This is a genomic window from Pseudomonadota bacterium (assembly GCA_039818985.1).
Classification (GTDB): domain Bacteria; phylum Pseudomonadota; class Alphaproteobacteria; order Sphingomonadales; family Sphingomonadaceae; genus Alterisphingorhabdus.
Genome location: JBCBSU010000001.1, coordinates 1,072,796 through 1,098,890 on the forward strand (window position 1 = coordinate 1,072,796; position 26,095 = coordinate 1,098,890).

Here is a 26,095-nt window from a genome sequence, read left to right on the forward strand (position 1 = left end):
TCCTTCAGCCGGAGACCTGACCGATGTGCGGCATAGCCGGCCTGTTCCACCCCGAAACCCCCAAGCCGGTTGATCCCGAGCGGGTACGGCGCATGAGCGACGCGCTGGCGCATCGCGGGCCGGATGGCAGCGGTATCTGGGTTGACCGTGGCATCGGGCTGGGACACCGACGGCTGGCGATTATCGACCTGGAGGGTGGGGCGCAGCCGATGGCGACACCTGAGGGCCGCTATCACATCAGCTTCAATGGTGAGATTTACAATTTCGCGGATATCCGCAAGGATCTGGAAGCGGCGGGTGATATCTTTCAAACTGACAGCGATACCGAAGTTATATTGCTGGCATGGCGGCGCTGGGGCAGAGCGGCAATAGAGCGGCTCAACGGCATGTTCGCCTTCGCCATTTATGACCGCGAAGAGCACAGCCTAACGCTGGTGCGTGACCGGCTTGGCGTCAAACCGCTGCATTATGTGCGCCTGCCCGATGGCAGTATCGCCTTTGCTTCCGAGCTGAAAGGGCTGTTGGCACATCCCGCGCTGCGCCGCGTGCCCGATGAGCAGGCGATCGAAGCCTATATGACCTGGGGCTATGTCCCTGATAACCAGTGCATTATAAGCGGGGTGAAGAAGCTGCCCGCCGGGCACAGCATCCGCTTTTCTGCCAGCCAGCCTGAAGGCGTATTGCACCGCTATTGGGATGTCAGCTTTGCCGAACGCAGCATCGCCAAGCCGCAGGCGCTTGAGGAAGAACTGCTCGACCTTATGCGCGATGCTGTGCGGTTGCGGATGATCTCCGACGTACCGCTGGGCGCGTTTCTCTCCGGCGGTGTCGATAGCTCCAGCGTAGTAGCGCTGATGGCCGAACGGTCCAAGGCTGCCGTCACCAGTTGCAGCATCGGTTTCGATGAGGCTTCGCTTGACGAGACCAGCCATGCCCGGGCTGTAGCGCAGCGTTTTGCCACCGACCATCATGAGGAAATCGTCACTGCTGGCGATTTCGCACTCATCGACAGGCTTGTGGACCAGTTTGATGAACCCTTTGCGGATGGATCGGCGCTGCCGACGGCACAGGTCTGCGCACTGGCGCGCAAGCATGTCACCGTGGCACTGTCGGGCGATGGCGCGGATGAGGCGCTGGCCGGTTACCGCCGCCATGTGTTCCACCATAGCGAGGAACGGGTGCGCAGTCTGTTGCCGCTTGGCCTGCGTCAGAACCTGTTCGGGGCGTTGGGACGGTTTTATCCCAAGGCCGATTGGGCACCGCGGCCACTGCGTGCGAAAACGACGTTGCTGGCGCTGGCCGCTGACGGCAATGCCGCCTATGCCGACGCATTGTCGGTGACCGGACCGGGGTATCGATCAGGGCTGTATAGCGCCGATTTTACAAGGGCGCTTTCCGGTTATCGCGCCGAAACGGCGATGGTCGACCTGATGCAACAGGCACCGGCACGTTCCGGTCTCGACCGGGCGCAATATGCGGATCTGAAAGTCTGGATGCCCGGCGATATATTGACCAAGGTTGATCGTACCAGCATGGCGGTCAGTCTCGAGGCGCGCGAGCCGCTGCTGGACTATCGCCTGATCGAATTTGCCGCGCGGCTGCCGGAGAACTACCGCATCCAGGGCGGGCAGGGCAAATGGCTGCTGAAAAAGACGATGCAGCGCTATCTGCCCGAGGATATTCTCTATCGTCCGAAAATGGGCTTTGTGACGCCGATCAGCCAATGGTTCCGTGGTCCTCTGGCCGATGCGGCACGGAGCATTGCCGATGGCGACGGACTGGCGCGGACAGGTTGGTTCAACAGCATGGCGATGACCAATATGGCCGAAGCGCATATTTCGGGCCGCAGCGACTATGGCCGCACTTTATGGCAATTGGTGATGCTTGATAAGGCGATGAAAAAGCTGTTTGCGCTTTAATCGGGATAGACCGCCTCGACAAAATACAGACCATCGGGTGGCGCGTTCAGCCCCAATGCTTGCCTATCCTTCGCCTCCAGCGCCGCCCGCAAATCATCCGCACTCCATTGCCCGCGCCCGACCAGCGACAGGCAACCAACCATCGACCGCACCTGATGGTGCAGGAAGGAGGGTGCGGCAACATGCACCGATATGCGATCACCATTGTGCGCTACATCGATCCGCTCCATCGTCTTGACCGGGCTCCTTGCCTGACAATGCGATGAACGGAAGGTGGTGAAGTCATGCTTGCCAATCAGGCACTGTGCCGCTTCATGCATCGCATCCGTGTCAAGATCGACCGCGACCCGCCAAGCCAGCCCCTTTTGCCAGGTCAGTGGCGCGCGGCGGTTGATAATGTCATAGCGATAGCGCCGCCCGATACAGGAAAAGCGGGCGTGCCATTCCTCATCCACCTCGGAGCACTGGCTCACCGCAATCGGGGCAGGGCGCAGATGGGCATTCACAGCCTCCATCAGCCGGAAAGGGTCAAAATCGCGCCCGACATCGACATGCACTCGCATCGCCTCGGCATGGACTCCGGCATCGGTGCGGCCGGCGGCATAAAGCGTGGCAGGCAGGCCAAGCGTGGCTTCGACTGCTTCTTCCACCGCTTGTTGCACGCTTGGGCCATGCTTTTGCCGTTGCAGCCCCATAAAGGGTCGCCCGTCATATTCCAGCGTCATAGCAAAGCGGGTCATGTCAGCTGTGCGCCCTTGGACAGGCTGTTGCCACGCAGAAAATCGGCGAGCGCCATGGCCGGTTTGCCCGCCTTCTGAATGATGATCGGGCGAATCGCGCTGTTGTCGGCACAGGCGATGGTGAGATGCTCGTCGATAATCGTGCTCGGTGCAGCCTCTGTTGCACCGTCCAAAATGTCCGCCTGATGCACGCGATAGCGCTGTCCCTCAAACTCAAAAAACGCGCCGGGCCAGGGGGTAAAGGCACGCACCTGCCGCTCGACCTGAAGTGCATTCTGCGAGAAATCCAGACGCCCCTCGGCCTTTTCAATCTTGTGTGCATAGGTCACGCCATCGTCTGGCTGTACTTCGGGCGGATAGGCCTCCAGATCAGCCAGCACCTCGACCATTAGCTTTGCACCCATGGCGGCAATTTCGTCCGTCAGTTCGCCTGCATTTTTGCCAGCAACCGGAGTTTCCGCCTTGGCCAGCATCGGGCCGGTGTCCAGCCCCGCCTCCATTTGCATAATGGTCACGCCGGTCATGGTATCGCCCGCCAATATCGCCCGCTGCACCGGTGCAGCGCCGCGCCAGCGGGGCAGCAGTGAGCCATGGACATTGAGACAGCCATTTGTTGGCGCATCAAGGATTGCCTGTGGCAGGATCAGGCCATAGGCGGCGACCACCGCAATGTCCGGCTTGAATGCGGCAAATTCTGCCTTGGCTTCAGGAGGCTTGAACGATGTGGGCGTTCGCACTTTCAGTCCCAATTCCTCAGCGCGCTGCTGCACCACGCAAGGGCGGGGCCTTTTGCCGCGACCGGCGGGGCGGGCCGGTTGGCAATAAACCGCAACAATGTCATGCCCTGCCTGATGCAGCGCATCGAGCGTCGGCACCGCAAAATCGGGTGTGCCCATGAAGATGATGCGCATGATTGTCCCCGCGTCCCGTTGAGATGGCTTGCCTTGCCAATGCCAATCCCCCTAATGGTGCCGCCATGGCATCGCAAGAGATAGAGGAACTGGCCAGCCAGCTTGCCCGCCTGCCCGGGCTGGGTCCGCGCTCGGCGCGGCGTGCGGTGCTGCATCTGATCAAGAAACGCGAAACCGCGCTGGCGCCGCTGATCGCCTCGATGGAAGAAGTGCGCGAAAAGCTCTCCGTCTGCAGCATCTGCAACAATGTCGACACCAGTAATCCCTGCGGCATCTGCACCGATCCGCGCCGCGATCCCAAAGCGATCTGCGTTGTAGAAGAAGTTGCCGATCTCTGGGCGCTCGACAGGGCGCGGCTGTTTGCCGGGCGCTATCATGTGCTTGGCGGTACATTGTCGGCGCTCGACGGCGTTGGGCCGGAGGATCTTAGCATCGACAAGCTGGTCAGCCGTATTGCTGATGGCGGCGTGGATGAAGTGGTGCTGGGGCTCAATGCGACGCTGGAGGGCCAGACTACAGCGCATTATATCGCTGAACGTCTCGAGGGTATGCCGGTGCGGATCACCCAGCTCGCGCATGGCCTGCCTGTGGGTGGCGAGCTGGATTATCTTGACGAAGGCACGCTGGCCCAGGCACTCAGGGCGCGGCGGCCATTGGGTTAGAGCGCATTGATCTAGCAACCGTTCGGGCTGAGCTTGTCGAAGCCTTGCACTTTTCTTTGCAAAAAAGGACGGCCCTTCGACAGGCTCAGGGCGAACGGATTAAGTGCAACCGCACTGTCTCTTGAACAATCCCGCCACCACAGCTATTTTGCGCCCATGGCTATCAGACCGATTGTAGAAGTGCCCGATCCGCGACTCAAAACCGTATCGAAACCGGTTGAGGTGTTCGATGATGCGTTGAAAACGCTGGTCGGGGACATGTTCGACACCATGTATGACGCGCCCGGAATCGGCTTGGCGGCGATACAGGTGGGTGTGCCGCTGCGTGTGCTTGTCATCGATCTGCAGGAACCGGACGAAAATGACGAGCCGGTGAAAGATCCGCGCATCTTTATCAATCCGGAAATTCTCGACCCGTCCGAAAATGTTTCGACCTATCAGGAAGGCTGCCTTTCGGTCCCTGACCAATATGCCGATGTTGATCGCCCCGCGACCTGCACCGCGCGCTGGCAGGACCTTGACGGCAACACCCATGAAGAACGCTTTGCGGGTCTGCTTGCCACCTGTTTGCAGCATGAGATGGACCATCTCGAGGGCATTCTTTTCATCGACCATCTCTCACGCCTCAAGCGGCAAATGGTGCTGAAACGGCTCAACAAGGCGCGCAAGGCTGTGGCCTGACCCGCCATAATTCATAACCAGACCTATGGATCGATTTTCTATCGCGCGCTTCACCGAAGATGGTTGAGCGCGCCTCTGGTCTCGATTATACCCTTGGCGAAGCCGGCATGCGGCATGGCAAGGAGTTGACGGGGTATGCATTCTTTTTCCCGGCGTCGACTTCTTATTGACGGTGCAGGCGGATTGGCTGCTGCCGCTGCTATTAGTCCGCTATGGGCGCACTCTTCCCCGACCCGACTGCAGAAGGCAGACCCACTGCGGATTGGCGAACCTAGACTGGAACTGGAAAGGCGTCTCGGCGAAATTGCAGCACAGTATCGCTCGCCCGGACTGGCAGCCGGGCTGATCGAAAAAGGTCGCTTTACCTGGGCTGCGGGCATTGGCTTTGCGGATGTTGATGCCAAAACACCGATGTCTCCTTCGACACTGATCAATTTCGGTTCGGTGACCAAAACGGTAACAGCGACCGCCATATTGTAACTGGTGGAATCGGATAAAATCAATCTGGATTCCGATGTCAGCGATTATGTCGGCTTTTCAGTACGCAATCCCCGCTTCCCGGATACCGTGATTACCTTGCGCCAGCTACTGGCCCATCGTTCATCAATTGCGGATGGCGATGCATATGGTGATAGCTATCACTGTGGCGATCCTGCACAATCGCTGCGTGACTTTTTATCAGATTATCTGCGAGATGCGGCTAAAGAGGAGCACTTCCATATATGGGAGCCAGGCACTAATCCGCCTGCAGGAGGGCCTCGCGCATACAGCAATGTCGCCTATGGATTAATTGGTTTGGCCATCGAGGCAGTTTCCGGCCTTAGCTATGAAGAGTATTACAAGACCCGCATATTTGTGCCGCTGGGTATGGCGGATACGGGCTTTACTCTGTCCAATATTGCGTTGGAGAAGCACGCTGTTCCTTATACCGTATTGCCAGAGGATTTTGATCCGCAAAGGATACGCGGCAAATTTCTTGAACTGAGCCGCTATACGCCAGAGCAGAGACAAGTGGTCCCGGGTCAGCCCTGGCCATTTTGCCTGTACAGCTTTGCTACGCCACCCGATGGCCTGATGCGCACCAGCATAGCTGATTTCGCCCGTTTTCTGACGATGTGGAGCGCAATGGGCACCAAGACGGAGGGAAGCATAAGTCTGTTGCGGCGCGAAACTATGGCAATGGCACTGTCTGATGAACATTTCGGGCGCAAGCTGGCATGGAGTGAGCGCACAGCTTCTGTTGGCTCCGGACGCGGTCTTCCAGGCGGCGCAATTATCTATCATAATGGCGGTGATCCCGGCATCGGAACAATGGCTGGATTTCGCCCGGAAACAGGGGATGGTTTTCTCTTTGCATTTAATCGTGGGTATGATGATGATTTCGCCGATCCGCTAACGGAAGTGCTGCTACAGGCATTGTCTGATTAGATGATATGTTTTGACTGAATCTTGTCAGAAGTGGAATTAGCGCCTAATGTTCCTGCTATGTTTCACATGGCGGCAAAGGTATAGTTTTTTGTGATCGAACAGTTACTTCCGGTCATTATCGGCATTGTTGCGCTGATTATCGGTCTCGTTCTGGGTTGGGTTCTCGGTGGACGTCCAGCATTAGCGGCGCGTACCTCCAGGGATGAAGCTGAGGCGGAGCTGAAGGCGCTCAACGAGAAATTCCAGAGCGCCATCAGCGACCTCGCCACTGAATCGGAAAAGGCCCGACAGGCAGATGAGCTGGCCCGGCAAAATGAGACATTGCGCTCCGAACGTGAGGCCATGGCCACCGAAAATGCCCGGCTCAAGGCCGATGCCGCCAATCATGACAAGCAGATAAATCAGCTGTCCGCTCAGCGCGAGGAATTGGTCCGCCAATTCGGGGAAGTCGGCAACAAATTGCTTGGCGAGGCGCAGAAGCAGTTTCTCGAACGCGCCGACCAACGCTTTTCCCAATCGGAAGAGAAGAACGAGGCACGGATAAAGGCACTGCTCAACCCGGTTGGCGAGAAGCTGCAATCCTATGAGCAACAAATTGAACGCATCGAGAAGCAGCGCAGCGAGGCCTATGGCGATCTCAAGGGCCTGATGGACCAGATGCGTTCCGGGCAGCAGCAGGTGCGTGACGAGACGGCAAAGCTGGTCAATTCGCTACGCAACGCGCCCAAGGCCCGGGGTCGCTGGGGCGAGCAGCAATTGCGCAATGTGCTCGAAGCCTGTGGCCTCGCTGAACATACCGATTTCGTCATGGAGCAGAGCGTCACCACCGAAGATGGCACGCGGATGCGCCCCGACGCGGTGGTACGGGTGCCCGGCGGTCGCTCGCTTGTGATCGACGCGAAGGTTTCGCTCAATGCCTATCAGGATGCGTTCGAGGCCGATGGCGATGAGGCGCGGGCGCTGGCGCTGGCTGCACATGGTCAGTCTATGCGCACGCATATCGATGGCCTGTCGCGCAAGGCCTATTGGGATCAGTTCGAGGACGCGCCCGATTATGTCATCATGTTCGTACCCGGCGAGCATTTCCTCTCTGCCGCTTTGGAGCATGATCCCGGTCTTTGGGATTTCGCTTTTGAGAAGAAGGTGTTGCTCGCGACGCCGACCAATCTGGTGGCAATCGCCCGCACCGTGGCCAGCGTCTGGCGGCAAGAAGGTCTGGCGGCAGAAGCCAAGCAGATCGGTGCTTTGGGTAAGGAAATGTATGACCGGCTGGCCATCTCCGCCGAGCATCTCAAACGTGTCGGCGCCGGGCTCAACAGCGCGGTAGGCAATTACAACAAATTTGTCGGCAGCTTCGAGCGCAATGTGCTGTCGACCGGCCGCCGCTTTGCCGAGCTTAATATCGAGACCGGCAAGCGCGATCTGGAAGAATTGCCAGAAATCGAGGCCCTGCCGCGCTATGGTGAAGCGGAGTCGGAGGCGGACGGGAACAGCGACTGACGCGTTACGTGCTATAGTGTCCCGGCTGGTTGCGGTTCCAGCACGGCCTGATGGCTGCGGCCATTCATCATCAGCCGGCCTTGTTCGTCCACCCGTAGGGTCACCGTATCGGACAACAGCGCCAGCAGCGCCTGCTCCTGTTCGCCCACAGCTCCAAAGCATGCCATCATGGTAGAGGCGATTGGTTGCGTTGTGGTCAGCTTGTCAGCCACAACCTTATAGGCGCCGGAAAATCGATTACAGCCTGCCGAACCGGACAGACTCGCGCCGTCAAAACGCATTTCCGCAGGTCGCTCACTTGCTATGGGCGCGCCATCGATGCTGACAATGCGCCAGGTGCTGTCATTTAGAAGCTCCTGCGGCGGCGGCGTTGAGGCAAGCTCTCCGGATGGCGGGCATGCCGTCAGTGTCAGAAACAGCAGCGGCGCGGCAAAGGGGAAAATAGATAGGCGCATAGGCGATTACTCCTTTGACGGGACTATAGCAGAAGCGCGTTGCTGGTTAAGCACCTCATAGGCCATCACTGCAGTGGCGACCGCGGCGTTGAGACTGTCAGCCTTGCCCAGCATCGGCATTTTCACCAGCACATCGCATTCCGCCTCATAGTCGGCCGGCAGGCCCTGTGCCTCATTGCCGGTGAGCAGGAAGGTCGGCGCGCTATAGCGCTCGGCCTGATAATCCCTGTCGGTGTTGAGGCTGGTGCCGACCAGCTGCCCTGGACCAGAGCGCAGCCAGCGAAGAAAATCGGGCCATGCCGCTTGCACGATCTTTTGCGTGAACACCGCACCCATGCTGGCGCGCACGGCCTCGACCGAAAAAGGGTCGACGCATTGATCGATCAGGATCAGCCCGCCAGCGCCAACGGCATCGCCGGTGCGTAGCATCGTGCCAAGATTGCCCGGATCGCGCATGTCCTGCGCCACCAGCCAGATGCCGCTGCTGTGGCGATCGAGCGCGTCGAACGACACATCGCAATCGCGAAACATGCCGATCACCGCCTGCGGATTGTCCTTGCCCGAGATCTTGGTGAGAATGTCACGGCTGGTGGTGATGATATCACCGCCCTTCTGCTCCACCGCGTCGCTGAGCGCCTCGACCAACGGATGCGGGTCGCGGCCCTCGGCAAGCACGATCATCTCGGGGATATGCCCCGCCTCGCGCGCTTCGGTGACCAGGCGCAGCCCCTCGGCAAGGAACAGTCCCTCGCGCTTGCGGTGCTTCTTCTCACGCAACGAACGGAGATATTTAACCCTGGGGTTGGAAAAGCCGGTGATATGGATATGTGGCATCGACTGACTGTGGCGCGTGGCGCCTAATCTTCACCAAAACCGTCGGCGACGAGTTCAATCAGCTTTCCCAACGCGGCGCCTGCGGCTTCCTGGTCGTTGCCGTCGACATGGATATCGATGCTGTGGCCGCGTGCCGCACCGAGCATCATCAATCCCATGATGCTGGCGCCATTGGCCGTGTTTCCGTCCTTGGCAACACTGATGGACAGGCCGTCGGGAAGCTCGGCAACAGTATTGACGAACTTCGCGCTGGCCCGCGCATGAAGCCCCTTGCTGTTGGTAATGGTCACCCGCTCTTGCGGCATCAGGCACCGCTTCCCGACTGGCTGACCTGATCATTGTCGAACAGCTCGGAGGCGACCGAAATATATTTCTGTCCGGCATCGCGCGCAGCGGCAACGGCCTCGGACACCGACATCGCCTTGCGCGCACCCTCGAGACGGATCAGCATCGGCAGGTTGACCCCGGCAATGACTTCGACCCGGCCGCGCTCCATCAGCGAGATCGACAGGTTGGACGGGGTGCCGCCAAACAGGTCGGTCAGGATTATGACTCCCTTGCCGCTATCGGTTTCCTGCACCGCACTGGCGATATCCTCGCGCCGTGCCTCGACATCGTCATGCGGGCCTATACACACAGTGGCGATATTCTTCTGGCGACCGACAACATGCTCCATCGCCGAGACAAATTCCTCGGCGAGTTTGCCATGAGTGACGAGAACCATGCCGATCATGCGCGAATCCTGATGGTATTATGTGTTGGGAGAAGAGCGGACATGGCTTTACCCTGCGTTTTTTTCCAGCGCATCGATTGGCCGGGACGTCAGATTGCGGTGGGCGACACTGGGCGAAAATCCCGCGTCGCGCAAGCCCTCAGCGATCCGCTCTGCGGTATAGACCGAACGGTGCCGTCCACCGGTGCAACCAAAGGCGATATGAACATAGGCTTTTCCCTGTGCGACATAGCGCGGCAACAGCATCAGCAGCAACGACAATATGCGGTCATAAGCCTCGGCAAAACTGGGGTCAGCGGCGATATATTCACCCACTGACGGGTCCTGTCCGGTTTGTTCGCGCAATTCCTCGACCCAGTGCGGGTTGTCGAGAAAGCGCATGTCGAACACCAGATCGGACACTGGCGGCATGCCGCGGGCGAAACCGAAGCTGGAGACGGTGATGACGGTGTCTGCAGGGCCGTCGCCAGCAAAGAGCTCGCGCATATGACCGGTCAGGTCATTGGCCTGGAACCCTGATGTCACGATGATCTGATCGGCCCAGCGGCGCAACGGCGCCAGCAGTTCGCGTTCCTCCTGAATGCCGCTGATTGCCGGCCGGTCCAGTGCCAGCGGGTGCGGACGGCGGGTCTCGTTGTAGCGGCGCTCCAGTTCCTGGTCGGCGCAGTCGAGAAACAATGTTCTGACAACATAATTGCCGGTCTTTTGCAGCCGCTTGATCGACTCGATAACGGAAGCCGGATCAAATCCCCGGGTGCGGGTATCGAAGCCGATTGCGATGCGGCCCGATCCGGCCTCACGTCCGGCGCCGAGCGGCGTTGCCAGCAGCCGGCCAAGCAGGCGAATCGGGAAGTTGTCGATCATCTCCCAGCCGCTGTCTTCCAGCGTTTTCAGCGCCGTAGTCTTGCCCGCACCTGACATGCCGGTAACCAGCATGATCTCTACCGGCTTGTCGCTGCGGCTATCGCCCGGCGCGGGGGAGGAGGGTTCGGGATGAGTCATCGGCCAAGCCGAATTACTCCCTTTTGCCATAAAGGCGCAACGCATATTCGGTCTTGATGGCAGCCATTGCCAGATCGGGACAGATGGCGATGCTGGGGACCGTATGACCGAGCAGGATCACGCTGCCCGCCTTGTCGATAAAGCGCGGCGCTTCCGGGTCCAGCGACACATGCAGTACCACAGGAGCTTCACCGGCCCGTTCTGGCGCTTCGACAATGCCGAGATTGCGGATTTCGATCAGTCCTGCGAGATGCTGTGCGGCTCCGGCCATGAGGCTGCTGCCATCATCGCGCAAGCTTGTCTGGTCATCGCTGACCAGCGACCAACCGCGATCCATCAGCAACAGGCAGAGTGACGATTTGCCGCTACCCGAAGCGCCGCTGATCAGCACCGCATGTCCTTCAGGACTGGAGACACAGCTTGCCGGATAGTGGATGATGGCCGACTTGCCGCTATCGTCATCCGGGACTTCGGGCATCAGCCGATAATCGCCGGGGACTCGATAAAGGCGGGCAGGGTAATGCAGAAATGTGCCCCCTGTTCACCATCGCGGCGGTCAGTGGCAATGACGCGCCCCTGATGCGCCTCGATGATTGAGCGGGCAATAGCCAGGCCGAGACCACTATGCTGGCCAAATGCCTCATCCTCATCGCGATAGCTGTGAAACCGTCGAAAAATCGCCTCACGTTGCGACTCTGGAACGCCCGGGCCATTGTCCATGATGCGGATGATGACCTGGTTGTGATCGCGGGTCGCAACAATCTCTACCAGACCCTTTTCGGGCGAGAAAGAAATGGCGTTATCGAGCAGATTGTCGATGACCCGCGCCAGCCTTGTGCCCTCACCCATGACCACTGCGACACCCTTGCGCGGTCGGGCAAAGGCAATCTGGCAGCCATGATTGAGATTTCGCTCTTCGCGTGCGGTCAGCAGCTGGTCGATCATCTCGCCCATATCGATGGGTGTGAAGCGAGTGCGAGCGAGCTGGGCATCGACACGCGATGCTTCGGATATGTCAGTGATCAACCGGTCAAGGCGCAACACATCGGAACAGGCAATGTCATGCAACTGTTTACGCAAAGCCGGGTCCTCGACACGCTCCAGGCCCTCAAGCGCCGACCGCAGCGAGGCAATCGGGTTTTTCAGCTCATGGCTGACATCGGCGGCGAAGCTTTCAGTGGCATCAATGCGCTGGCGCAGCGCCTGTGTCATATCGGAAAGCGCGCGGGCGAGTTGACCGATTTCATCGCCCCTTTCAGGCAGGCGCGGCACCTCAATATCGCGTTCACGGCCAAGCTGTACGCGGTTGGCGGCCTTGGCGAGCAGTGTCATCGGCTTGACGATGGTGCGCGCCAGAAACAGCGACAGCAGCACCGAGACGATCAGTACAAAGGCAATGATGATACCGAGCACCAACCGCTCATCGCGGACAATGGCGGTAATCGCGCGTGCGTTGCGGGTGATCAGCATGACATGGCCGCTATTGGGCGCGCTGGCGGCGGCGCTCAGCATATAGGTACGATCCGGGGCGTAGCGTGCCATCGTCGTCGGTTGCCCGGTTTCGGCAGCGCGTGTCGCCTCCGTCCAGGCCGAGAGATTGTCATTTTCCGGCTCGGCAAAGCGCTCGAGACGTGGTGCCCGGACAATGGTGTCGATACTACGGTCGAGAAAGCGCGCGACATGGCGTTTCCATGGCTCCTGATCGGGGTCGCGCAACCTATAGGTTGGCTCTGCCAGAGCAAAGCTGTCGATCAGCTTGCTACCGCTCTGATCATAGACCCTGACCCGGAAGCCATTGACCGTGGCAATATCGGTAAGCAGGTCGGCGCGCCGATCCTGTGGTACCTGGTCATAGGCACGCACTGCTGCTGCAATCTGCCGACGGTCGTCATCCTGACGTGATATCAGCAATGTGTTGCGATAATTGTCGAGATAGAAAAAGCTGCCTGCCAGAACCGCAACGGCAAAGACATTCACAGCCAATATGCGTGCGCGAAGCGACAGCCGCGCTGTCCAGAACAGCTCCGCCTCGTCGTCAACCAGGGGAAAATGACTGCTCCGGGCCTGTTCGCCTTCAGGCGTCTTCGAAGAAACGGTATCCAGCACCATATAGGGTATCTATCGCCGCGAAGCTGTCGTCAACCTCACGAAATTTGCGTCGCAGCCGCTTGATATGGCTGTCGATGGTGCGATCATCGACATAAACATCGTCCTGATAGGCGGCATCCATTAGCTGGTTGCGGCTCTTGACCACGCCAGGGCGATTGGCCAGCGCCTCAAGAATGAGGAATTCGGTGACTGTCAATGTCACCCGCTTGCCTTTCCAGCGCACACTGTGGCGCGCCGGATCAAGCTCCAGGTTGCCGCGGACAATCGGTTCCGCCATCGCGGTTTCCTCGTCCTGGCCGCTGCCCGCCGCGATCAGTTCGGTGCGACGCAATATCGCCTTGATCCGGGCGATCAGCAGCCGCTGCGAGAATGGCTTGGCGATATAGTCATCCGCCCCCATGGCCAGCCCCAGCGCCTCATCGAGCTCGTCATCCTTGGAAGTCAGGAAGATCACCGGCATGGTCAGCTTTTCACGCACCCGACGCAACAGCTCAAGACCATCCATTTGCGGCATTTTGATATCGAAAACTCCGAGATCCGCCGGGTTCTCCAGCAGCGCGTCCAGCGCTGCCTGACCGCTGCTGTAGAGCCGGGTGGTGTATCCCTCTGCCTGCAATGCGATCGAAACCGAGGTCAGGATATTGCGGTCATCATCGACCAGGGCAATTGTCGTCATCACTATGCTCGGTTACTCGCGTGGTTATGGCTGTATCGGCGACTGCGCAAATTGCATGGCACAGGGGGATTGTAAAGCATCACAGGCCCGCTCCGGCGCAGTGCGATGCACAGCTATCGGTCTGTTTCACTACCGGGCTTTGACCTTAGGCGTATCAGCTTCTATGCGCAAATGGTGCAGCAACGCCATCCGCGCGTTGCACCCGTCCCGATAGTGATAGCGCAAGAGTATCCCCCATGACCCAACCTGCCGCAATATCCGTTTCAAATCAGATCGTTAACACCAATGCCACGGTGCATTGGAATTATGAAACCGCTGCGCTGGTCGAAGAATCACTGCGTCGCAGCGAAGGGCAGCTGACCCGTCACGGCGCGCTTCTGGTGGAAACCGGCGTGCATACCGGCCGTTCGGCCAAGGACAAGTTTATCGTCCGCGATGAAGAGACGGAAAACACCATATGGTGGGGCAAGACCAATGCGGCGATGGCGCCGGAGCATTTTGCCGCGCTGAAAGAGGATTTCCTCGCCGCGCTGGGTGAAAAGGAGACGCTGTTCGTGCAACAGCTTTTCGGCGGGTCGCAGCCGGAGCACCGGGTCAATGTCCAGGTGATCAATGAACTCGCGTGGCACAATCTGTTCATTCGCACCATGCTGGTGCGTCCGACCCGTGAAGAACTGGCGGGTTTTGCCGCCGACTATACTATTATCGACCTGCCAAGCTTCCGCGCCGATCCAGACCGCCACGGTACCCGCAGCGAGACCGTGATTGCGGTCAACCTGTCGGAAAAGCTGATCCTGATCGGTGGCACTGCCTATGCTGGCGAAATGAAGAAATCGGTCTTCGGTCTGCTCAATTATTTGCTGCCCGAACAGGGCATCATGCCGATGCATTGTTCCGCCAATATCGGCAAGCAAGGCGACACCGCGATCTTCTTCGGCCTGTCGGGCACCGGCAAGACCACGCTCAGCGCCGATGCCAGCCGTACTCTGATAGGCGATGACGAACATGGCTGGTCGGATACCGCGGTATTCAATTTCGAGGGCGGTTGTTACGCCAAGATGATCCGCCTCGATCCGGAATCGGAGCCGGAGATTTACGCCACGACACAGCGTTTCGGCACGGTGCTGGAAAATGTGGTGATGGACCCGGAAACCCGGGAACTCGACTTTGATGATAACAGCAAGGCGGAAAATACCCGTGGCGCCTATCCGATAGATTTTATTCCCAATACCTCGGAAGAGAATATGGGTCCGGTTCCCAAGAGCGTTATCATGCTCACTGCCGACGCCTTTGGTGTACTGCCGCCGATTGCGCGGCTGACGCCTGACCAGGCCATGTACCATTTTCTTTCCGGTTATACTGCGAAGGTAGCGGGTACAGAAATTGGCGTTACCGAGCCTGAGGCGACCTTCTCCACATGTTTCGGTGCGCCTTTCATGCCGCGCCATCCTTCGGTCTATGGCAATCTGCTGAAAGAACGCATCGCCCGGGGCGGCGTGACCTGCTGGCTGGTCAATACCGGCTGGACCGGCGGCAAATATGGCAAGGGTCACCGCATGCCGATCAAGGCGACCCGCGCATTGCTCAACGCCGCGCTCGACGGCAGCCTGAACAATGTCGAATTCCGCACTGACCCCAATTTCGGCTTTGCCGTACCCACTGCGGTACCGGGTGTCGACACCGCTATTCTCGACCCGCGCGGCACCTGGGCCGACCCCGAAGCCTATGACGCCATGGCGCAATATCTGGTCAGCCTGTTTGTCGACAATTTCGCCCAGTTCGAAAGCGATGTCGATGAAGGAGTCCGTCAGGCCGCACCAAAGGCCGCCTGACCTGCAAACAGGTTTTACATATTCCTGACGTGTGGGTCTGGTAACGATGCAATCATAGAGATTCGCAGCTTGAGGAGTATGGTTATGAGCGGTCTGGACACTATTTTGCAGAACATCCCTGTGGGCGCCAACAGTATCGGCGAGATTGCCGAAAAGCTGGGTATCGACCCGTCACTGGTCGAAAAGGGCGTCGCCGCGCTCGGCAAGTCACATGCCGAGGAAGGTGATACGGTAACATTGGCGGCGCAGTCGACCAGTCTCGACACCGGATCGCTCAGCAACATCCTCGGCCAGCTCGGCGGCGAGCAGGGCCTGGGCCAGATTTCCGAAATGTTCGGCAGCGATGAAGGGCTTATGGGCCAGATTAACGGCTTTCTTGACCAGGACGGCGACGGCAATGCGCTGGACGATCTGGCCGGCATGGCCAGCAAATTCTTCGGCAAAAGCTGATAGCGCCATAATCGCGCTAAAACAAAAAAAGCCCGCCGGAGATGGCGGGCTTTTCTGTTTGCGGTTGTAAACCCGTCTCAGTCGAGCAGATCGGCCGGAACCTTGCCGCCATTGGCTGCAAGTTCCTTCAGGACCTGTTTGTGCAACCAGATATTGTCTTCAGCGGAGCCTTCATAATCGGTTCGTCCCATCTCGCTGGCCAGTTCCTTGCGATTGGCATAGCTGGAATCGATACCCAACAGCTTCATCAGGTCGACAATGGATGTGCGCCAGTTGAGCTTGTCAGCGCCGGGCTTGGCATCAAGCCGTTCGGCCACATCAACCGCATCCATTGCCACGGGCTTGGGTGCCGGAGCAGGTGTCGCCGGTTTAGGAGCAGCCTTTGGCGCTGGCTTCTTCTCTTCCTCATCGGAACCCCAAATTGCATTTTTGATACTGGAAAAAATACCCATTATGTCCTCCCGGAATTTATATGAACCATCATAATTGCACAGCCTTAGGTCAGTTGGGGGTCAAATCCGTGACGGCTTTGTAAAATCTCCCAAACAACGGTTTTGCGATGGCTCTGAGAGGCAATTCATGCCTATTCTCCGGGCAGCAGAATATGGGGAGAATCGCTATGAATATTGCGCATCTATTACAGCAGAGCGGGGCGATCGAGAATATCGCCGGCCAGCTTGGCATCGACAAGACGACGGCCCATGCCGGGGCCAGCGCTTTGCTCCCGGCCATTCTCGGCGGATTCAAAAAAACAACCCAGCAACAGTCTGGAGGGCTTGATGGCCTTGGCGGCATATTGTCACAGCTTGGTGGCGGTGGCCTGCTTGAATCTGTGCTGGGGCCACAGCCAACACCAATCGAGCAGGGCAATAATGTTCTGGGGCAGATTTTCGGCTCGAAAGACGTCAGCCGTTCTGTTGCCGGGCATGCATCGCAGCAGACCGGTGTTGATTCCTCGATATTGAAGAAGATGTTGCCGATGCTTGCTATGGTCGTTGCTGGCTATATGTCCAATCAGCAGGGCGCAGCACCAGCCCCAAGTCAGAACAGTGGTGGTGGGCTGGGCGGCTTGCTCGGGGGATTGCTTGGCGGCGGCGGTGGTTCTGCCGCCGGTCTTGCCTCGATGCTCGACCTGGACGGTGATGGCAATCCGCTTGATGATATTATCGGCATGGCGGGCAAGCTGACGCGCTGAGCCTGAACCGGTCTGCGGTCAGTCCAGCGCCTGCAGCACCAATACGCCGTCCTCGACCGCGATGATGCGTCCTGTGTCACCTGCCGCCATTGCGGCCCCGCGTGCAGGCCATACGCTGTCTCCGACCTTGGCCCGGCCGCCGGTCTCGGATACCGGCTCGACCACGGTGACCGTCCTGCCGATCATCCGCGCACCGCGATTATTGAGCAGCGGATCCTCGCTGGCCACTTTGTGCTTGCGATACCACATCCGGCCCAGCGTGACTGTGGCCAGAGAAATGACGGTGGCAAAAGCCAATTGTGTTGCGATGCCAAAACCGAATAACAGCGTTGCCAGTCCAACGATCACCGCAGCGGCGGAAAACCATATCAGCAATACGCCCGGTACGAAGATCTCGCCAATAGCCAGCGCCATGCCGAGGATCAGCCATTTATAGCCATCTGCGAGTTCTGAAAATGCATCCATCTGTTGGCTCACTGCTCGTCTTTGCCGATCGCCGGACGGGCGAAAGGATTGGGCGTGGTACGGCGCTGGCGACTGTTGCCGCCACCGTCCCCGCCGCCATTCTTCTGGTTGTCCAGCGCTTCGCGGGCAAGTTCGCCAATGCCGCCAATCGTGCCCATAAGCTGGGTCGCCTCGACCGGGAACAAGATCGTCTTGGCATTAGGCGAGACGGCAAATTGCGACACTGCCTTCACATATTCCTGTGCCACGAAATAGTTGATTGCCTGGGCATCGCCGCTGGCAATCGCTTCGGAGACCATCTGGGTAGCACGGGCCTCGGCCTCGGCTTCACGTTCGCGAGCCTCGGCATCGCGAAACGCTGCTTCGCGCCGGCCTTCGGCTTCGAGGATCTGTGACTGTTTCTCACCCTCGGCGCGCAGGATTTCCGAGGCGCGATCACCTTCGGCATCGAGAATCTGTGCGCGCTTCTCACGCTCGGCTTTCATCTGCCGTGCCATAGCGTTGATGATGTCCTGCGGCGGACGGATATCCTTGACCTCGACGCGGGTAATCTTGACCCCCCAGGGCGTGGTGGCGTCGTCGACAGTGATCAGCAGCCGGCCATTGATGTCATCGCGTTTGGACAGGGTCTCGTCGAGATCCATCGAACCCATGACGGTACGCAAATTGGTCGTCGCCAGGTTGAGGATCGCGACATACAGGTCCGACACTTCATAGGCGGCCTTGGCCGCGTCGAGCACCTGGAAGAACACCACCGCGTCGACCGTAACCATGGCATTGTCACGGGTAATGATCTCCTGCCCCGGTATGTCGAGCACCTGCTCCATCATGTTGATTTTGCGACCGACGCGATAAAGAAAAGCCGGGTAAAAATTGAAGCCGGGCTTGGCGACATTGGTGAACCGGCCAAAATATTCGATGGTATAGTTGAAACCCTGACGCACGATCTTGATACTGGCACCGAGATAGATCAGCACCGCGATCAACACCGATCCGACTGCATATTCCATGTTGTTTCCCCTGGCTGCTGCCTTCTGTTCTTTGTCCTCTTTTCACCCGGCACAGCGGCAAAAGCAAGCTTGCAAAACAGGGGGAATATTGTCAGCAGGTGCGGGATGAAGATACCGCTCTCCTGTCTTTTGCCGGTGGCACTTCTGGCACTGGTATCGCCTGCTGCAACTCAGCAACCCATCTCCGGTGAACCGCAACCGACGACCGAGGAGGATGTACTCGAACATATTGCCGTGCTGGCCAGTGACGAATTTGCCGGGCGCAATCCCGGCACCATAGGCGAGGTCAGGACGCTGGAATATCTGGCTGAACAATGGGCCAGGGCCGGCATGGTTTCGGGTACCAATGACCCTTCCAGTCCCTGGTTCCAGCCAGTGCCGCTGGTGGAGCGAACGCCAGCAGCGACCAGTGCCCGCTTCATGCGCGGCGGTCGTGTCGTAGAGATGAATAGGGATGGTATATTACTGGGTGCCGATATGGCGGAAGCCAGTGCTTCGGGCCCGGTAATATTTGTCGGCTATGGCACCGATGCGGCGGGCAGAGTGACCGCCAATGTCGATGGCAAGATAGCAATCATGCTGTTCAGCCCGCCTGAAGGTGCAGAGGATTTCCCGTCACGCAATGATCGCCGTGCGGCGCTGGCCGGAGCGGGTGCGGTGGCGGCGCTGACAGTGGCACCCGACAGATTTCTGTGGCGGGCGATCCAGCGCAGTATTCGCAGCGGTTCGTTTGAACTGGACCAGCCCTCAAAGGCTCCGGCGGTGACCGGCATCATCAATGGCGATTTTGCCAGACGCCTTTTTCGCGGCAGCGAAAGCAGTCTCAAGGCGGAGATCAAGGCTGCGGAAAGCCCGGTTTATGCCGGATTCGATACCGGCCTGACGGCAGAGTTGAACACGCTGACTCAGTTGCGCCGGTTTACCAGCCATAATGTCATCGGCAAATTCGAAGGAAGAAAACCGGGTTCGGGGGCGGTGCTGTTGCTCGGCCATTGGGATCATTTCGGCATCTGCCGCGATGCCGAAGCGGAGGACCGGATTTGCAATGGCGCTGTCGACAATGCCTCGGGCATGGCAGTGCTGACCGAAGTTGCAGAGGAGCTGGGCCGGCTGGGACCATTTGACCGTGATATCTATTTCATGGGCACCACAGCGGAAGAGCGCGGGCTGCTCGGTGCCTATTATTTCGCCGACAATCCGGTGGTACCGCTGGAGGATATTGTCATCGCGCTCAATATCGATACCGTCGCCATTGCCGAGCGTGGCGCACCGGTGGCGATTATCGGTCGTGGGGAAACCGATCTCGATGATGAAATCGATGCGGTGAGCCGCAGCCTGGGACGGGAAGTCGAGGAATCGCTCGATGCCAATGCCTTTATTCAGCGCCAGGATGGCTGGGCACTCGCGGCCAAGGGCGTGCCGGCGTTCATGGTCGGTGGTTCCTTTGCCGATCTGGACCTGCTGCAGAGCTATTTGCGCGGCAATTATCACGGGCCGGATGACGAGACCGAGAATCTTCCTACACTGGGCGGAGCGGCAGAGGACACCGATCTGCATATCGCCCTGGCGCGCTATTTTGCCGATGCGGAAAAATATTCACCTGAATAGTCGCATTGCGATTACCCGCCACTGGTCATTGCGCGTGCGACTGGCTAGAGGGGCTTGCAACCGACTCACTTATCGGGCCGCTTCCTGAATACGGATATTTCGGGGAGCGGCCCTTTTGCACAGGCTGGGGACAGGCGGCATGGACATATCTTTGGCACTCACATTTGATGATGTATTGCTGCAACCGGCGGCATCGAGCGTTCTGCCCAGCACTGCCGACAGCCAGACCCGGCTGACCCGTGGCATCGATCTCAATATCCCGATCCTCTCCGCCGCCATGGATACAGTGACCGAGGCGGACATGGCTATCGTTATGGCCCAGCTGGGAGGCATCGGGGTGCTGCACCGCAACCTTACCATCGAACAGCAAGTGGCTGCCGTGCGCCAGGTCAAGCGTTTCGAATCCGGCATGGTGGTTAACCCAATCACTATCGCGCCCGATGCAATGCTGGCCGAAGCGCAGGCGATCATGACACAGAACCGTATCTCCGGCATCCCTGTGGTTGAGGCTTCGGGGCGGCTGGTCGGCATTCTCACCAACCGCGATGTGCGCTTTGCCGAAAACCCGGCTCAGCCCGTCAGCGAGTTGATGACCAGCGATAATCTGGCGACGGTCAAGGCCGGAGTCACGCAGGATGAGGCGCAGCGGCTGCTGCATCAGCGCCGTATCGAAAAGCTGCTGGTGGTCGATGATGATTATCACTGCATTGGCCTGATCACGGTGAAGGATATCGAAAAGGCGGTGACCTATCCCACCGCGACCAAGGATGATGCCGGTCGGTTGCGTGTGGCGGCAGCTTCGACCGTGGGCGAGAAGGGGCTGGAACGGGCACTAGCGCTGTTCGACGCCGAATGCGATGTCGTGGTGGTTGATACTGCTCACGGCCATAGCGAGATGGTTGCCGAGAGCGTGGCGGCATTGAAGAAGGCAAGACCCGATGGCCAGATTATTGCCGGCAATGTCGCGACCGCCGAGGCGACGCGGGCACTGATCGATGCTGGCGCCGATGCGATCAAGGTTGGCATTGGCCCGGGCTCTATCTGCACCACCCGTGTTGTTGCCGGTGTAGGTGTGCCACAGCTGACCGCAGTGATGGATTCCGCGCGTGAAGCCAATAAGGCAGACGTGCCGGTGATCGCCGATGGTGGTCTCAGAACCTCGGGTGATGCGGCCAAGGCGCTGGCGGCCGGTGCATCTGCGGTAATGGTGGGCTCGCTGCTCGCAGGCACGGCCGAGGCTCCTGGCGAAACCTTTCTCTATCAGGGCCGGTCCTATAAAAGCTATCGTGGCATGGGGTCGGTCGGTGCAATGGCGCGTGGTTCGGCAGATCGCTATTTCCAGCAGGATATCAAGGATCAGATGAAGCTGGTTCCCGAGGGCATTGAGGGGCAGGTGCCATTCAAGGGTCCTGTAAGCGATGTCATTCACCAGCTTGTCGGCGGTATCAAGGCGGCCATGGGCTATACCGGTTCGGCGACTATCGAGCAGTTGCGAACTCAGGCAAAATTTGTCCGCATCACCAATGCCGGTCTTGCCGAGAGCCATGTCCATGATGTCGCCATCACCCGCGAGGCGCCCAACTATCCGACACGCTAGGTCCGGCGGATGACTCCCGCGGCACGGGTGCAGGCGGCGATTGAGTTGCTTGATGCGATCATCATCGCCGCGCGCGATGGCGGAGCCAGCGCCGATGTGGTTACAGCGCGATTCCTCAAGGAGCGTCGCTATATGGGCAGCAAGGACCGGCGGGCGGTACGTAACCTTGTCTATGATGCTATCCGTTTGATCGGTGAGCGACCTGCCAATGGCCGCGCCGCCATGGCGGTGCTGGCGGCTGTACAACCCGATCTGCAACCGCTGTTTGATGGTTCGCGCTATGGGCCGCAGTCGCTGAGCGAAGCCGAGAGGGTTTCTGCTCCAGGGGCACGAATACCGCAATGGCTGATTCCGCTGCTGCCCGATTTTATCGGAGAAGAGGAAATTGCAGCCCTGCTCGATCGCGCGCCGCTGGATCTGCGCATGACCCCGGGAACCAAGGAGGCGGTCGCCGACGCGTTTCCCGAGATGGAGTTCTCCAGGCATTTGCCGTATGCGGCACGACTGGCTGCGGGCACCAGGGTGCAGGACAGCACGGCCTGGCGTGACGGGCTGATGGATATTCAGGACTGGGGCAGTCAGGCGATTTGTGCGCTGTGCGATGCGCCGCAGCGTGCGCATATCATCGATCTCTGCGCCGGGGCCGGCGGCAAGACGCTGGCACTGGCGCAGCAGTCACCCGCCGATACGCGCATTCTCGCCAGCGATGTCTCGCGCGCGCGGCTCGCCGAATTACCGCCACGCGCGGCACGGCTGGGCATTGAAAGCATCGAGACGCGGCTGCTCGACCCCGGCAGCGAAAGCGCCATGCTGGCCGACCGGGCCGGGCAGGCCGATTGCGTGCTGGTCGATGCCCCGTGCAGCGGGACCGGCGTGTGGCGGCGCAACCCCGAGGCGCGCTGGCGGCTCGATGCCCGCCGTCTCGAGCGTCTGTGCAATACTCAGTCGCGGCTGCTCGATATCGCCGCCGCGCTGGTGCAGCCGGGCGGTGCTCTGGTCTATGCCGTCTGCTCCATATTGCCGTGCGAGGGCAGTGCGCAGATCGCCGCGTTTCTTGGGCGCCATGGCGGGTGGTCAGTGGAAGCTGGCGATTTTCCACTCGGCAGAACAGTCGGTCCAGCGGGTGTTCAGCCTGGCGAAAGCGCGCTCGGCCTAATGCTTACTCCAGCCCATGATGCGACCGACGGATTTTTCCTGACACGCCTCGTCAAATCATGATAGAGCAGTTTCAATGTCCCCGACGGAGTTCCTCATGCGTTTTTCACCGCCCGCAATGGCTATCGCCGCGATTTTCGCTCTGTCTTCGAGCGCAATATACAGTCAGGATGAAGCCTATCAGCCTGATCCGCGCTCGGTGGTGCTTGTCGATGATGCGCGCAGCGCGCTCAACAGTGGTGAAACCGACAAGGCGATCGGCCTTTTCGAAGCCGCTCTGGCAATAGATCCGGCCAATCGCCAGGCTTATCTCGGCCTTGCCGAAACCGCCCGGGCCAACGGGCTTCCGGGCAAGGCGATTGGCCTGTATCGCCGGATATTGGAGATTGAACCCAATAATATCGCCGCATTGTCGGGGCAGGGACGTGCCTATGTCCAGCGCGGTGCGACTGAAAAAGCCAAGGGCAATCTCGCCCGGCTGCGCGACCTGTGCGAAGAGAATTGCGTCGAGGTGACGCTGCTGGCTGCGGCACTTGATCAGGGACCGTCGCGTGAAATCCTCTCTGCCGAAGCGGTTACACCCAATCCGACGGTGACCCAGCCGGAAGAAAGCGTCGAATAACGCCCTTGCGGCTATGGCATCAAAATCCGTAAATCAGCGTGAAGCGGGTCAGCGTATCGGTGGATACCGATCCGGCTGGCGGGTCGGATTCATATTCGACAGTATAGGAAACCCGCGCCGTCAGTGCCGATGACAGCTTGGCCTCCAGTCCGGTGATCGAGCGCAGGGTTGAATTGCCCGATTGCAGATAGGCCTCGGCATCCTGGGTAATCTTGACGTTTTCCAGAACCTGCCAGTCGAGATCGAGAGCGCCGAGACCCGAAAGTGCGCTGAGCGAGCCGGCACCGATCAGATCGGTACGGCGCCAGGCCGGACCGCCCTTGACGTCAAGGGTAATATTCTCGCCGTCAATGACCCGGTATCCGAGACCGCCGGACAGGGTATATCGTGCCGAAAAACCCTGGAACCGGTCACGCTCATATTGTGCCAGTCCATAGGCAAATAACCGGTCGTTAAACCGGTAATTGGGTTCGTAATTGACCAGGAACTGTTCGCGCGTGGTTACGCCATCGGTGGTCTGGATATCGACAAGTGCCGATAATTTGTGCCGCCAGCGCTCGCCTTCCTTGGCCAGTTTGAGGCCGCCGGTCAGGCCGGTATTGCTCGAATTGCCGGTGTTGCGAAAGCCGCCAATCTCGCCTTCACCGCTCCAATTGTCGAACAGACCGTTATTGGCCAGTCGCTCGGCTTCTGCGGCGGCTTCTTCTGCATCTTTCTCTGCCAGACGCACGGTCTGATATTCGCTGAGCATAGCGTCGAGCGCGGCGCTGTCTTCCGGGTTGGTCTTTTTCGCCAATGCAATCACGGTTTCGACTGCAGCATCGTCCTTTTCGGCCATCGCCTGATCGATTAGTGCTTGCACCGATTCCGGTATTTCCGCCTGCGCAGCAGTGGCGGGCAGAGTCATGGCGCACACAGCCAGCGGCAGCGCCATAAGCGAGGATTTGGTCATTGAATTTTGCATGGGAAAGCCCTTAGCGGCAGGATTCAGATTAGCGGTGTAAACTCTTCTAACACGCTTTGGTACAGCCGCCGTTTAAATGGCACAATCATGTCGGGCAGCGCTTTGGGCTGGGCCCATTTCCAGCGGGAAAACTCGGCATGATCGGTAGCGATATCAATGTCGCTGTCTTCCCCCAGAAAGCGCATAAGAAACCATATCTGCCGCTGGCCACGCCATTTGCCTTTCCAGATTTTGCCGATCAATTCATCGGGGAGATCATAAAAAAGCTCATCACTGGTTCTGGCCAGGATACTGACCTTATCGGGTGCCACACCAGTTTCCTCGCCCAGCTCGCGCAAGGCCGCGCTTTCGGCATCCTCGCCCTTGTCGATACCGCCCTGCGGCATCTGCCAGGCATCGCTGTCCGGATTGTCGAGGCGCTGGCCGGTAAAGACGAGCCCGGTGGTGTTGACCAGCATGATTCCGGCACAGGGACGATAGGGCAGAGTGTCGACATCTATGCCGTTGACAATCCGTCTGCTCATGCTGCGGGAACCCCGGTTCCGGGCAAAGCTTCGAGCGTTTTCAAGACACCGCTAAGCCGTCCGATCATCGCGTTGCAGTCATGCACGGAGCTGGGGATGAGCTTTCTGAGCGCGATAAAGTCATGCACATTGCCCTCAGCCTCGTAAAAGCTGGTGGTGACACCGGCCTGCATCAGCGCCGCGCCATAAGCCCGCCCCTGATCGCGCAGCGGATCGAGACTGGTGGTTATCAAGACCGTTGGCGGGGTCTGGCTATGGTCCTGATCCAGCACATTATAATGCGCGCTGTCACCATCGGGTTGATAGGCGGCGTCAAACCATTCCATCGCGTCCCGGGTCAGCACATAGCCATCGGCAAAATCGCGCATGGAGGGCCAGTCGCGATCAGTGCTGACAACCGGATAGATAGGCATTTGCGCGGTGACCGGCACCTTAGCGGGCGATTGGGTGAGGCTCTGTGTAATAACGATAGCCAGATTGCCACCGGCACTATCGCCGACCGGAATAAGACCGGTAATGTTCAATCCAAGCGTTTCGGGTGACCCGCTAATCCAGCGCGTCGCAGCAATGGCGTCCTCGGCGGCGGCGGGGAACGGGTTTTCCGGCGCAAGACGATAATCCACGGCAATCAGTGGCAGGTCGAGTTGCTCCGCGAGCAGAGTGCAGAAACTGTGATGCGTTGCCAGATCACCGATCACAAAACCGCCGCCATGGACAAAGACAATCGCTGGGCCAGCGGTATCGCGTTCCGCTCGTTTATCGTAAAGCCGAAGCGGAATATCGCCTGCCGGGCCGGGGCAGGTGAGATCGCGGATCACCGCCAGTTCGATCGGCTCGGCATCGGCCAGCATATGCATGGCGAGATAGGCCTGCCGCGCTTCTTCCGGCGTCATCTCGTTCATTGCCGGGCCTTCCATCGCGGCCATCATCGTCAGGCAGGCCTGGACATCGGGTCGGACAAAAGGGGCTTGTGTTTCGGCGACTTTGCTCTGCGTGGCCATATCTCTCTCCTGCTTTTGGTTT

27 protein-coding genes and 1 pseudogene are annotated in these 26,095 nt (G+C 59.1%); 12 read left to right on the forward strand and 16 right to left on the reverse strand.

Going from position 1 to position 26,095, the window contains the following annotated elements; all coding sequences use genetic code 11:
- The first annotated feature begins 23 nt into the window (after nucleotides 1-23).
- Nucleotides 24-1,919 (forward strand): XrtA/PEP-CTERM system amidotransferase, encoded by a 1,896-nt coding sequence (locus AAFX04_05060; protein MEO1044791.1) that lies wholly within the window; start codon nucleotides 24-26, stop codon nucleotides 1,917-1,919.
- Here the strand turns inward: AAFX04_05060 and truA are convergent.
- Together truA and fmt are read right to left on the reverse strand one after the other, a co-directional pair.
- Nucleotides 1,916-2,659 carry a tRNA pseudouridine(38-40) synthase TruA gene (gene truA / locus AAFX04_05065; protein ID MEO1044792.1) on the reverse strand — a complete coding sequence of 248 codons (744 nt, stop codon included), beginning with the start codon at nucleotides 2,657-2,659 and terminating at the stop codon, nucleotides 1,916-1,918. The two genes, AAFX04_05060 and truA, sit on opposite strands and share 4 nt — an antisense overlap.
- The gene (gene fmt, locus AAFX04_05070; GenBank protein MEO1044793.1) at nucleotides 2,656-3,570 is read right to left on the reverse strand and encodes a methionyl-tRNA formyltransferase; all 915 of its coding nucleotides are present in this window, start codon (nucleotides 3,568-3,570) and stop codon (nucleotides 2,656-2,658) included. Before fmt ends, truA begins: the two co-directional genes overlap by 4 nt.
- Before the next feature lie 65 nt (nucleotides 3,571-3,635).
- On the opposite strand from fmt, the gene recR reads away from it, so the two are divergent.
- The 4 genes and pseudogenes from recR (at nucleotide 3,636) to rmuC (ending at nucleotide 7,841) form a co-directional block, all read left to right on the forward strand.
- The gene (recR, locus tag AAFX04_05075) at nucleotides 3,636-4,232 is read left to right on the forward strand and encodes a recombination mediator RecR (protein MEO1044794.1); all 597 of its coding nucleotides are present in this window, start codon (nucleotides 3,636-3,638) and stop codon (nucleotides 4,230-4,232) included.
- 156 nt (nucleotides 4,233-4,388) lie between these two features.
- Nucleotides 4,389-4,913 carry a peptide deformylase gene (def, locus tag AAFX04_05080; GenBank protein ID MEO1044795.1) on the forward strand — a complete coding sequence of 175 codons (525 nt, stop codon included), beginning with the start codon at nucleotides 4,389-4,391 and terminating at the stop codon, nucleotides 4,911-4,913.
- Nucleotides 4,914-5,048: 135 nt separating this feature from the next.
- Nucleotides 5,049-6,341, forward strand: a pseudogene (locus tag AAFX04_05085) (serine hydrolase domain-containing protein).
- Nucleotides 6,342-6,431: 90 nt separating this feature from the next.
- Nucleotides 6,432-7,841 (forward strand): DNA recombination protein RmuC, encoded by a 1,410-nt coding sequence (rmuC, locus tag AAFX04_05090; protein MEO1044796.1) that lies wholly within the window; start codon nucleotides 6,432-6,434, stop codon nucleotides 7,839-7,841.
- Between the two features lie 11 nt (nucleotides 7,842-7,852).
- Here rmuC and AAFX04_05095 read toward each other — a convergent pair whose 3' ends face one another.
- The 8 genes from AAFX04_05095 to AAFX04_05130 all read right to left on the reverse strand — a co-directional run bounded on the left by AAFX04_05095 (nucleotide 7,853) and on the right by AAFX04_05130 (nucleotide 13,653).
- Nucleotides 7,853-8,296: an META domain-containing protein gene (locus AAFX04_05095; GenBank protein ID MEO1044797.1), complete on the reverse strand. Its 444-nt coding sequence runs from the start codon at nucleotides 8,294-8,296 to the stop codon at nucleotides 7,853-7,855.
- Between the two features lie 6 nt (nucleotides 8,297-8,302).
- On the reverse strand, nucleotides 8,303-9,130 hold the full coding sequence (locus AAFX04_05100; protein ID MEO1044798.1) for an RNA methyltransferase: 828 nt from the start codon (nucleotides 9,128-9,130) through the stop codon (nucleotides 8,303-8,305).
- Between the two features lie 23 nt (nucleotides 9,131-9,153).
- A complete protein-coding gene (locus AAFX04_05105) occupies nucleotides 9,154-9,435 on the reverse strand; it encodes an HPr family phosphocarrier protein (GenBank protein ID MEO1044799.1) in 282 nt (93 codons plus the stop codon).
- Nucleotides 9,435-9,863 (reverse strand): PTS sugar transporter subunit IIA, encoded by a 429-nt coding sequence (locus AAFX04_05110; protein ID MEO1044800.1) that lies wholly within the window; start codon nucleotides 9,861-9,863, stop codon nucleotides 9,435-9,437. Before AAFX04_05110 ends, AAFX04_05105 begins: the two co-directional genes overlap by 1 nt.
- Before the next feature lie 48 nt (nucleotides 9,864-9,911).
- Nucleotides 9,912-10,799, reverse strand: coding sequence for an RNase adapter RapZ (gene rapZ / locus AAFX04_05115; protein ID MEO1044801.1), 888 nt, complete (start codon nucleotides 10,797-10,799; stop codon nucleotides 9,912-9,914).
- A gap of 79 nt (nucleotides 10,800-10,878) precedes the next feature.
- Nucleotides 10,879-11,343 (reverse strand): serine kinase, encoded by a 465-nt coding sequence (locus tag AAFX04_05120; GenBank protein ID MEO1044802.1) that lies wholly within the window; start codon nucleotides 11,341-11,343, stop codon nucleotides 10,879-10,881.
- Nucleotides 11,343-12,974, reverse strand: coding sequence for a stimulus-sensing domain-containing protein (locus AAFX04_05125; GenBank protein ID MEO1044803.1), 1,632 nt, complete (start codon nucleotides 12,972-12,974; stop codon nucleotides 11,343-11,345). Before AAFX04_05125 ends, AAFX04_05120 begins: the two co-directional genes overlap by 1 nt.
- Complete coding sequence (locus AAFX04_05130) at nucleotides 12,940-13,653, reverse strand: response regulator transcription factor (protein MEO1044804.1); 714 nt, start codon at nucleotides 13,651-13,653, stop codon at nucleotides 12,940-12,942. The genes AAFX04_05125 and AAFX04_05130 overlap by 35 nt, the downstream gene beginning before the upstream one ends.
- 233 nt (nucleotides 13,654-13,886) lie before the next feature.
- Between AAFX04_05130 and AAFX04_05135 the strand changes: the two genes are divergently transcribed.
- Nucleotides 13,887-15,482 (forward strand): phosphoenolpyruvate carboxykinase, encoded by a 1,596-nt coding sequence (locus AAFX04_05135; GenBank protein MEO1044805.1) that lies wholly within the window; start codon nucleotides 13,887-13,889, stop codon nucleotides 15,480-15,482.
- An 84-nt stretch (nucleotides 15,483-15,566) separates the two neighbouring features.
- Entirely contained in the window at nucleotides 15,567-15,932 is a 366-nt protein-coding gene (locus tag AAFX04_05140) for a hypothetical protein (protein ID MEO1044806.1), read from the forward strand.
- 77 nt (nucleotides 15,933-16,009) lie between these two features.
- On the opposite strand, the gene AAFX04_05145 is transcribed toward AAFX04_05140, so the two are convergent.
- The gene (locus AAFX04_05145; GenBank protein MEO1044807.1) at nucleotides 16,010-16,384 is read right to left on the reverse strand and encodes a DUF3597 domain-containing protein; all 375 of its coding nucleotides are present in this window, start codon (nucleotides 16,382-16,384) and stop codon (nucleotides 16,010-16,012) included.
- 167 nt (nucleotides 16,385-16,551) lie between these two features.
- Here AAFX04_05145 and AAFX04_05150 point away from each other — a divergent pair, with 167 nt between their 5' ends.
- A complete protein-coding gene (locus tag AAFX04_05150; protein ID MEO1044808.1) occupies nucleotides 16,552-17,127 on the forward strand; it encodes a DUF937 domain-containing protein in 576 nt (191 codons plus the stop codon).
- A gap of 18 nt (nucleotides 17,128-17,145) precedes the next feature.
- On the opposite strand, the gene AAFX04_05155 is transcribed toward AAFX04_05150, so the two are convergent.
- Nucleotides 17,146-17,592 (reverse strand): NfeD family protein, encoded by a 447-nt coding sequence (locus AAFX04_05155; protein ID MEO1044809.1) that lies wholly within the window; start codon nucleotides 17,590-17,592, stop codon nucleotides 17,146-17,148.
- A gap of 8 nt (nucleotides 17,593-17,600) precedes the next feature.
- A complete protein-coding gene (locus AAFX04_05160) occupies nucleotides 17,601-18,602 on the reverse strand; it encodes an SPFH domain-containing protein (protein MEO1044810.1) in 1,002 nt (333 codons plus the stop codon).
- Nucleotides 18,603-18,707: 105 nt separating this feature from the next.
- Here AAFX04_05160 and AAFX04_05165 point away from each other — a divergent pair, with 105 nt between their 5' ends.
- The 4 genes from AAFX04_05165 to AAFX04_05180 all read left to right on the forward strand — a co-directional run bounded on the left by AAFX04_05165 (nucleotide 18,708) and on the right by AAFX04_05180 (nucleotide 23,584).
- Nucleotides 18,708-20,210 carry a M28 family peptidase gene (locus AAFX04_05165; GenBank protein MEO1044811.1) on the forward strand — a complete coding sequence of 501 codons (1,503 nt, stop codon included), beginning with the start codon at nucleotides 18,708-18,710 and terminating at the stop codon, nucleotides 20,208-20,210.
- A 139-nt stretch (nucleotides 20,211-20,349) separates the two neighbouring features.
- On the forward strand, nucleotides 20,350-21,807 hold the full coding sequence (gene guaB / locus AAFX04_05170) for an IMP dehydrogenase (protein ID MEO1044812.1): 1,458 nt from the start codon (nucleotides 20,350-20,352) through the stop codon (nucleotides 21,805-21,807).
- Nucleotides 21,808-21,816: 9 nt separating this feature from the next.
- Nucleotides 21,817-23,025 (forward strand): RsmB/NOP family class I SAM-dependent RNA methyltransferase, encoded by a 1,209-nt coding sequence (locus tag AAFX04_05175; GenBank protein ID MEO1044813.1) that lies wholly within the window; start codon nucleotides 21,817-21,819, stop codon nucleotides 23,023-23,025.
- 34 nt (nucleotides 23,026-23,059) lie between these two features.
- On the forward strand, nucleotides 23,060-23,584 hold the full coding sequence (locus tag AAFX04_05180; protein MEO1044814.1) for a tetratricopeptide repeat protein: 525 nt from the start codon (nucleotides 23,060-23,062) through the stop codon (nucleotides 23,582-23,584).
- Between the two features lie 19 nt (nucleotides 23,585-23,603).
- Here AAFX04_05180 and AAFX04_05185 read toward each other — a convergent pair whose 3' ends face one another.
- Genes AAFX04_05185 through AAFX04_05195 form a run of 3 tightly spaced genes read right to left on the reverse strand, consistent with a single transcriptional unit; the run spans nucleotide 23,604 to nucleotide 26,073 of the window.
- Nucleotides 23,604-24,548, reverse strand: coding sequence for a DUF481 domain-containing protein (locus AAFX04_05185; protein ID MEO1044815.1), 945 nt, complete (start codon nucleotides 24,546-24,548; stop codon nucleotides 23,604-23,606).
- A gap of 23 nt (nucleotides 24,549-24,571) precedes the next feature.
- A complete protein-coding gene (locus tag AAFX04_05190) occupies nucleotides 24,572-25,072 on the reverse strand; it encodes an RNA pyrophosphohydrolase (protein ID MEO1044816.1) in 501 nt (166 codons plus the stop codon).
- Nucleotides 25,069-26,073 (reverse strand): alpha/beta hydrolase, encoded by a 1,005-nt coding sequence (locus AAFX04_05195; GenBank protein MEO1044817.1) that lies wholly within the window; start codon nucleotides 26,071-26,073, stop codon nucleotides 25,069-25,071. Before AAFX04_05195 ends, AAFX04_05190 begins: the two co-directional genes overlap by 4 nt.
- Between the last annotated feature and the right edge of the window lie 22 nt (nucleotides 26,074-26,095).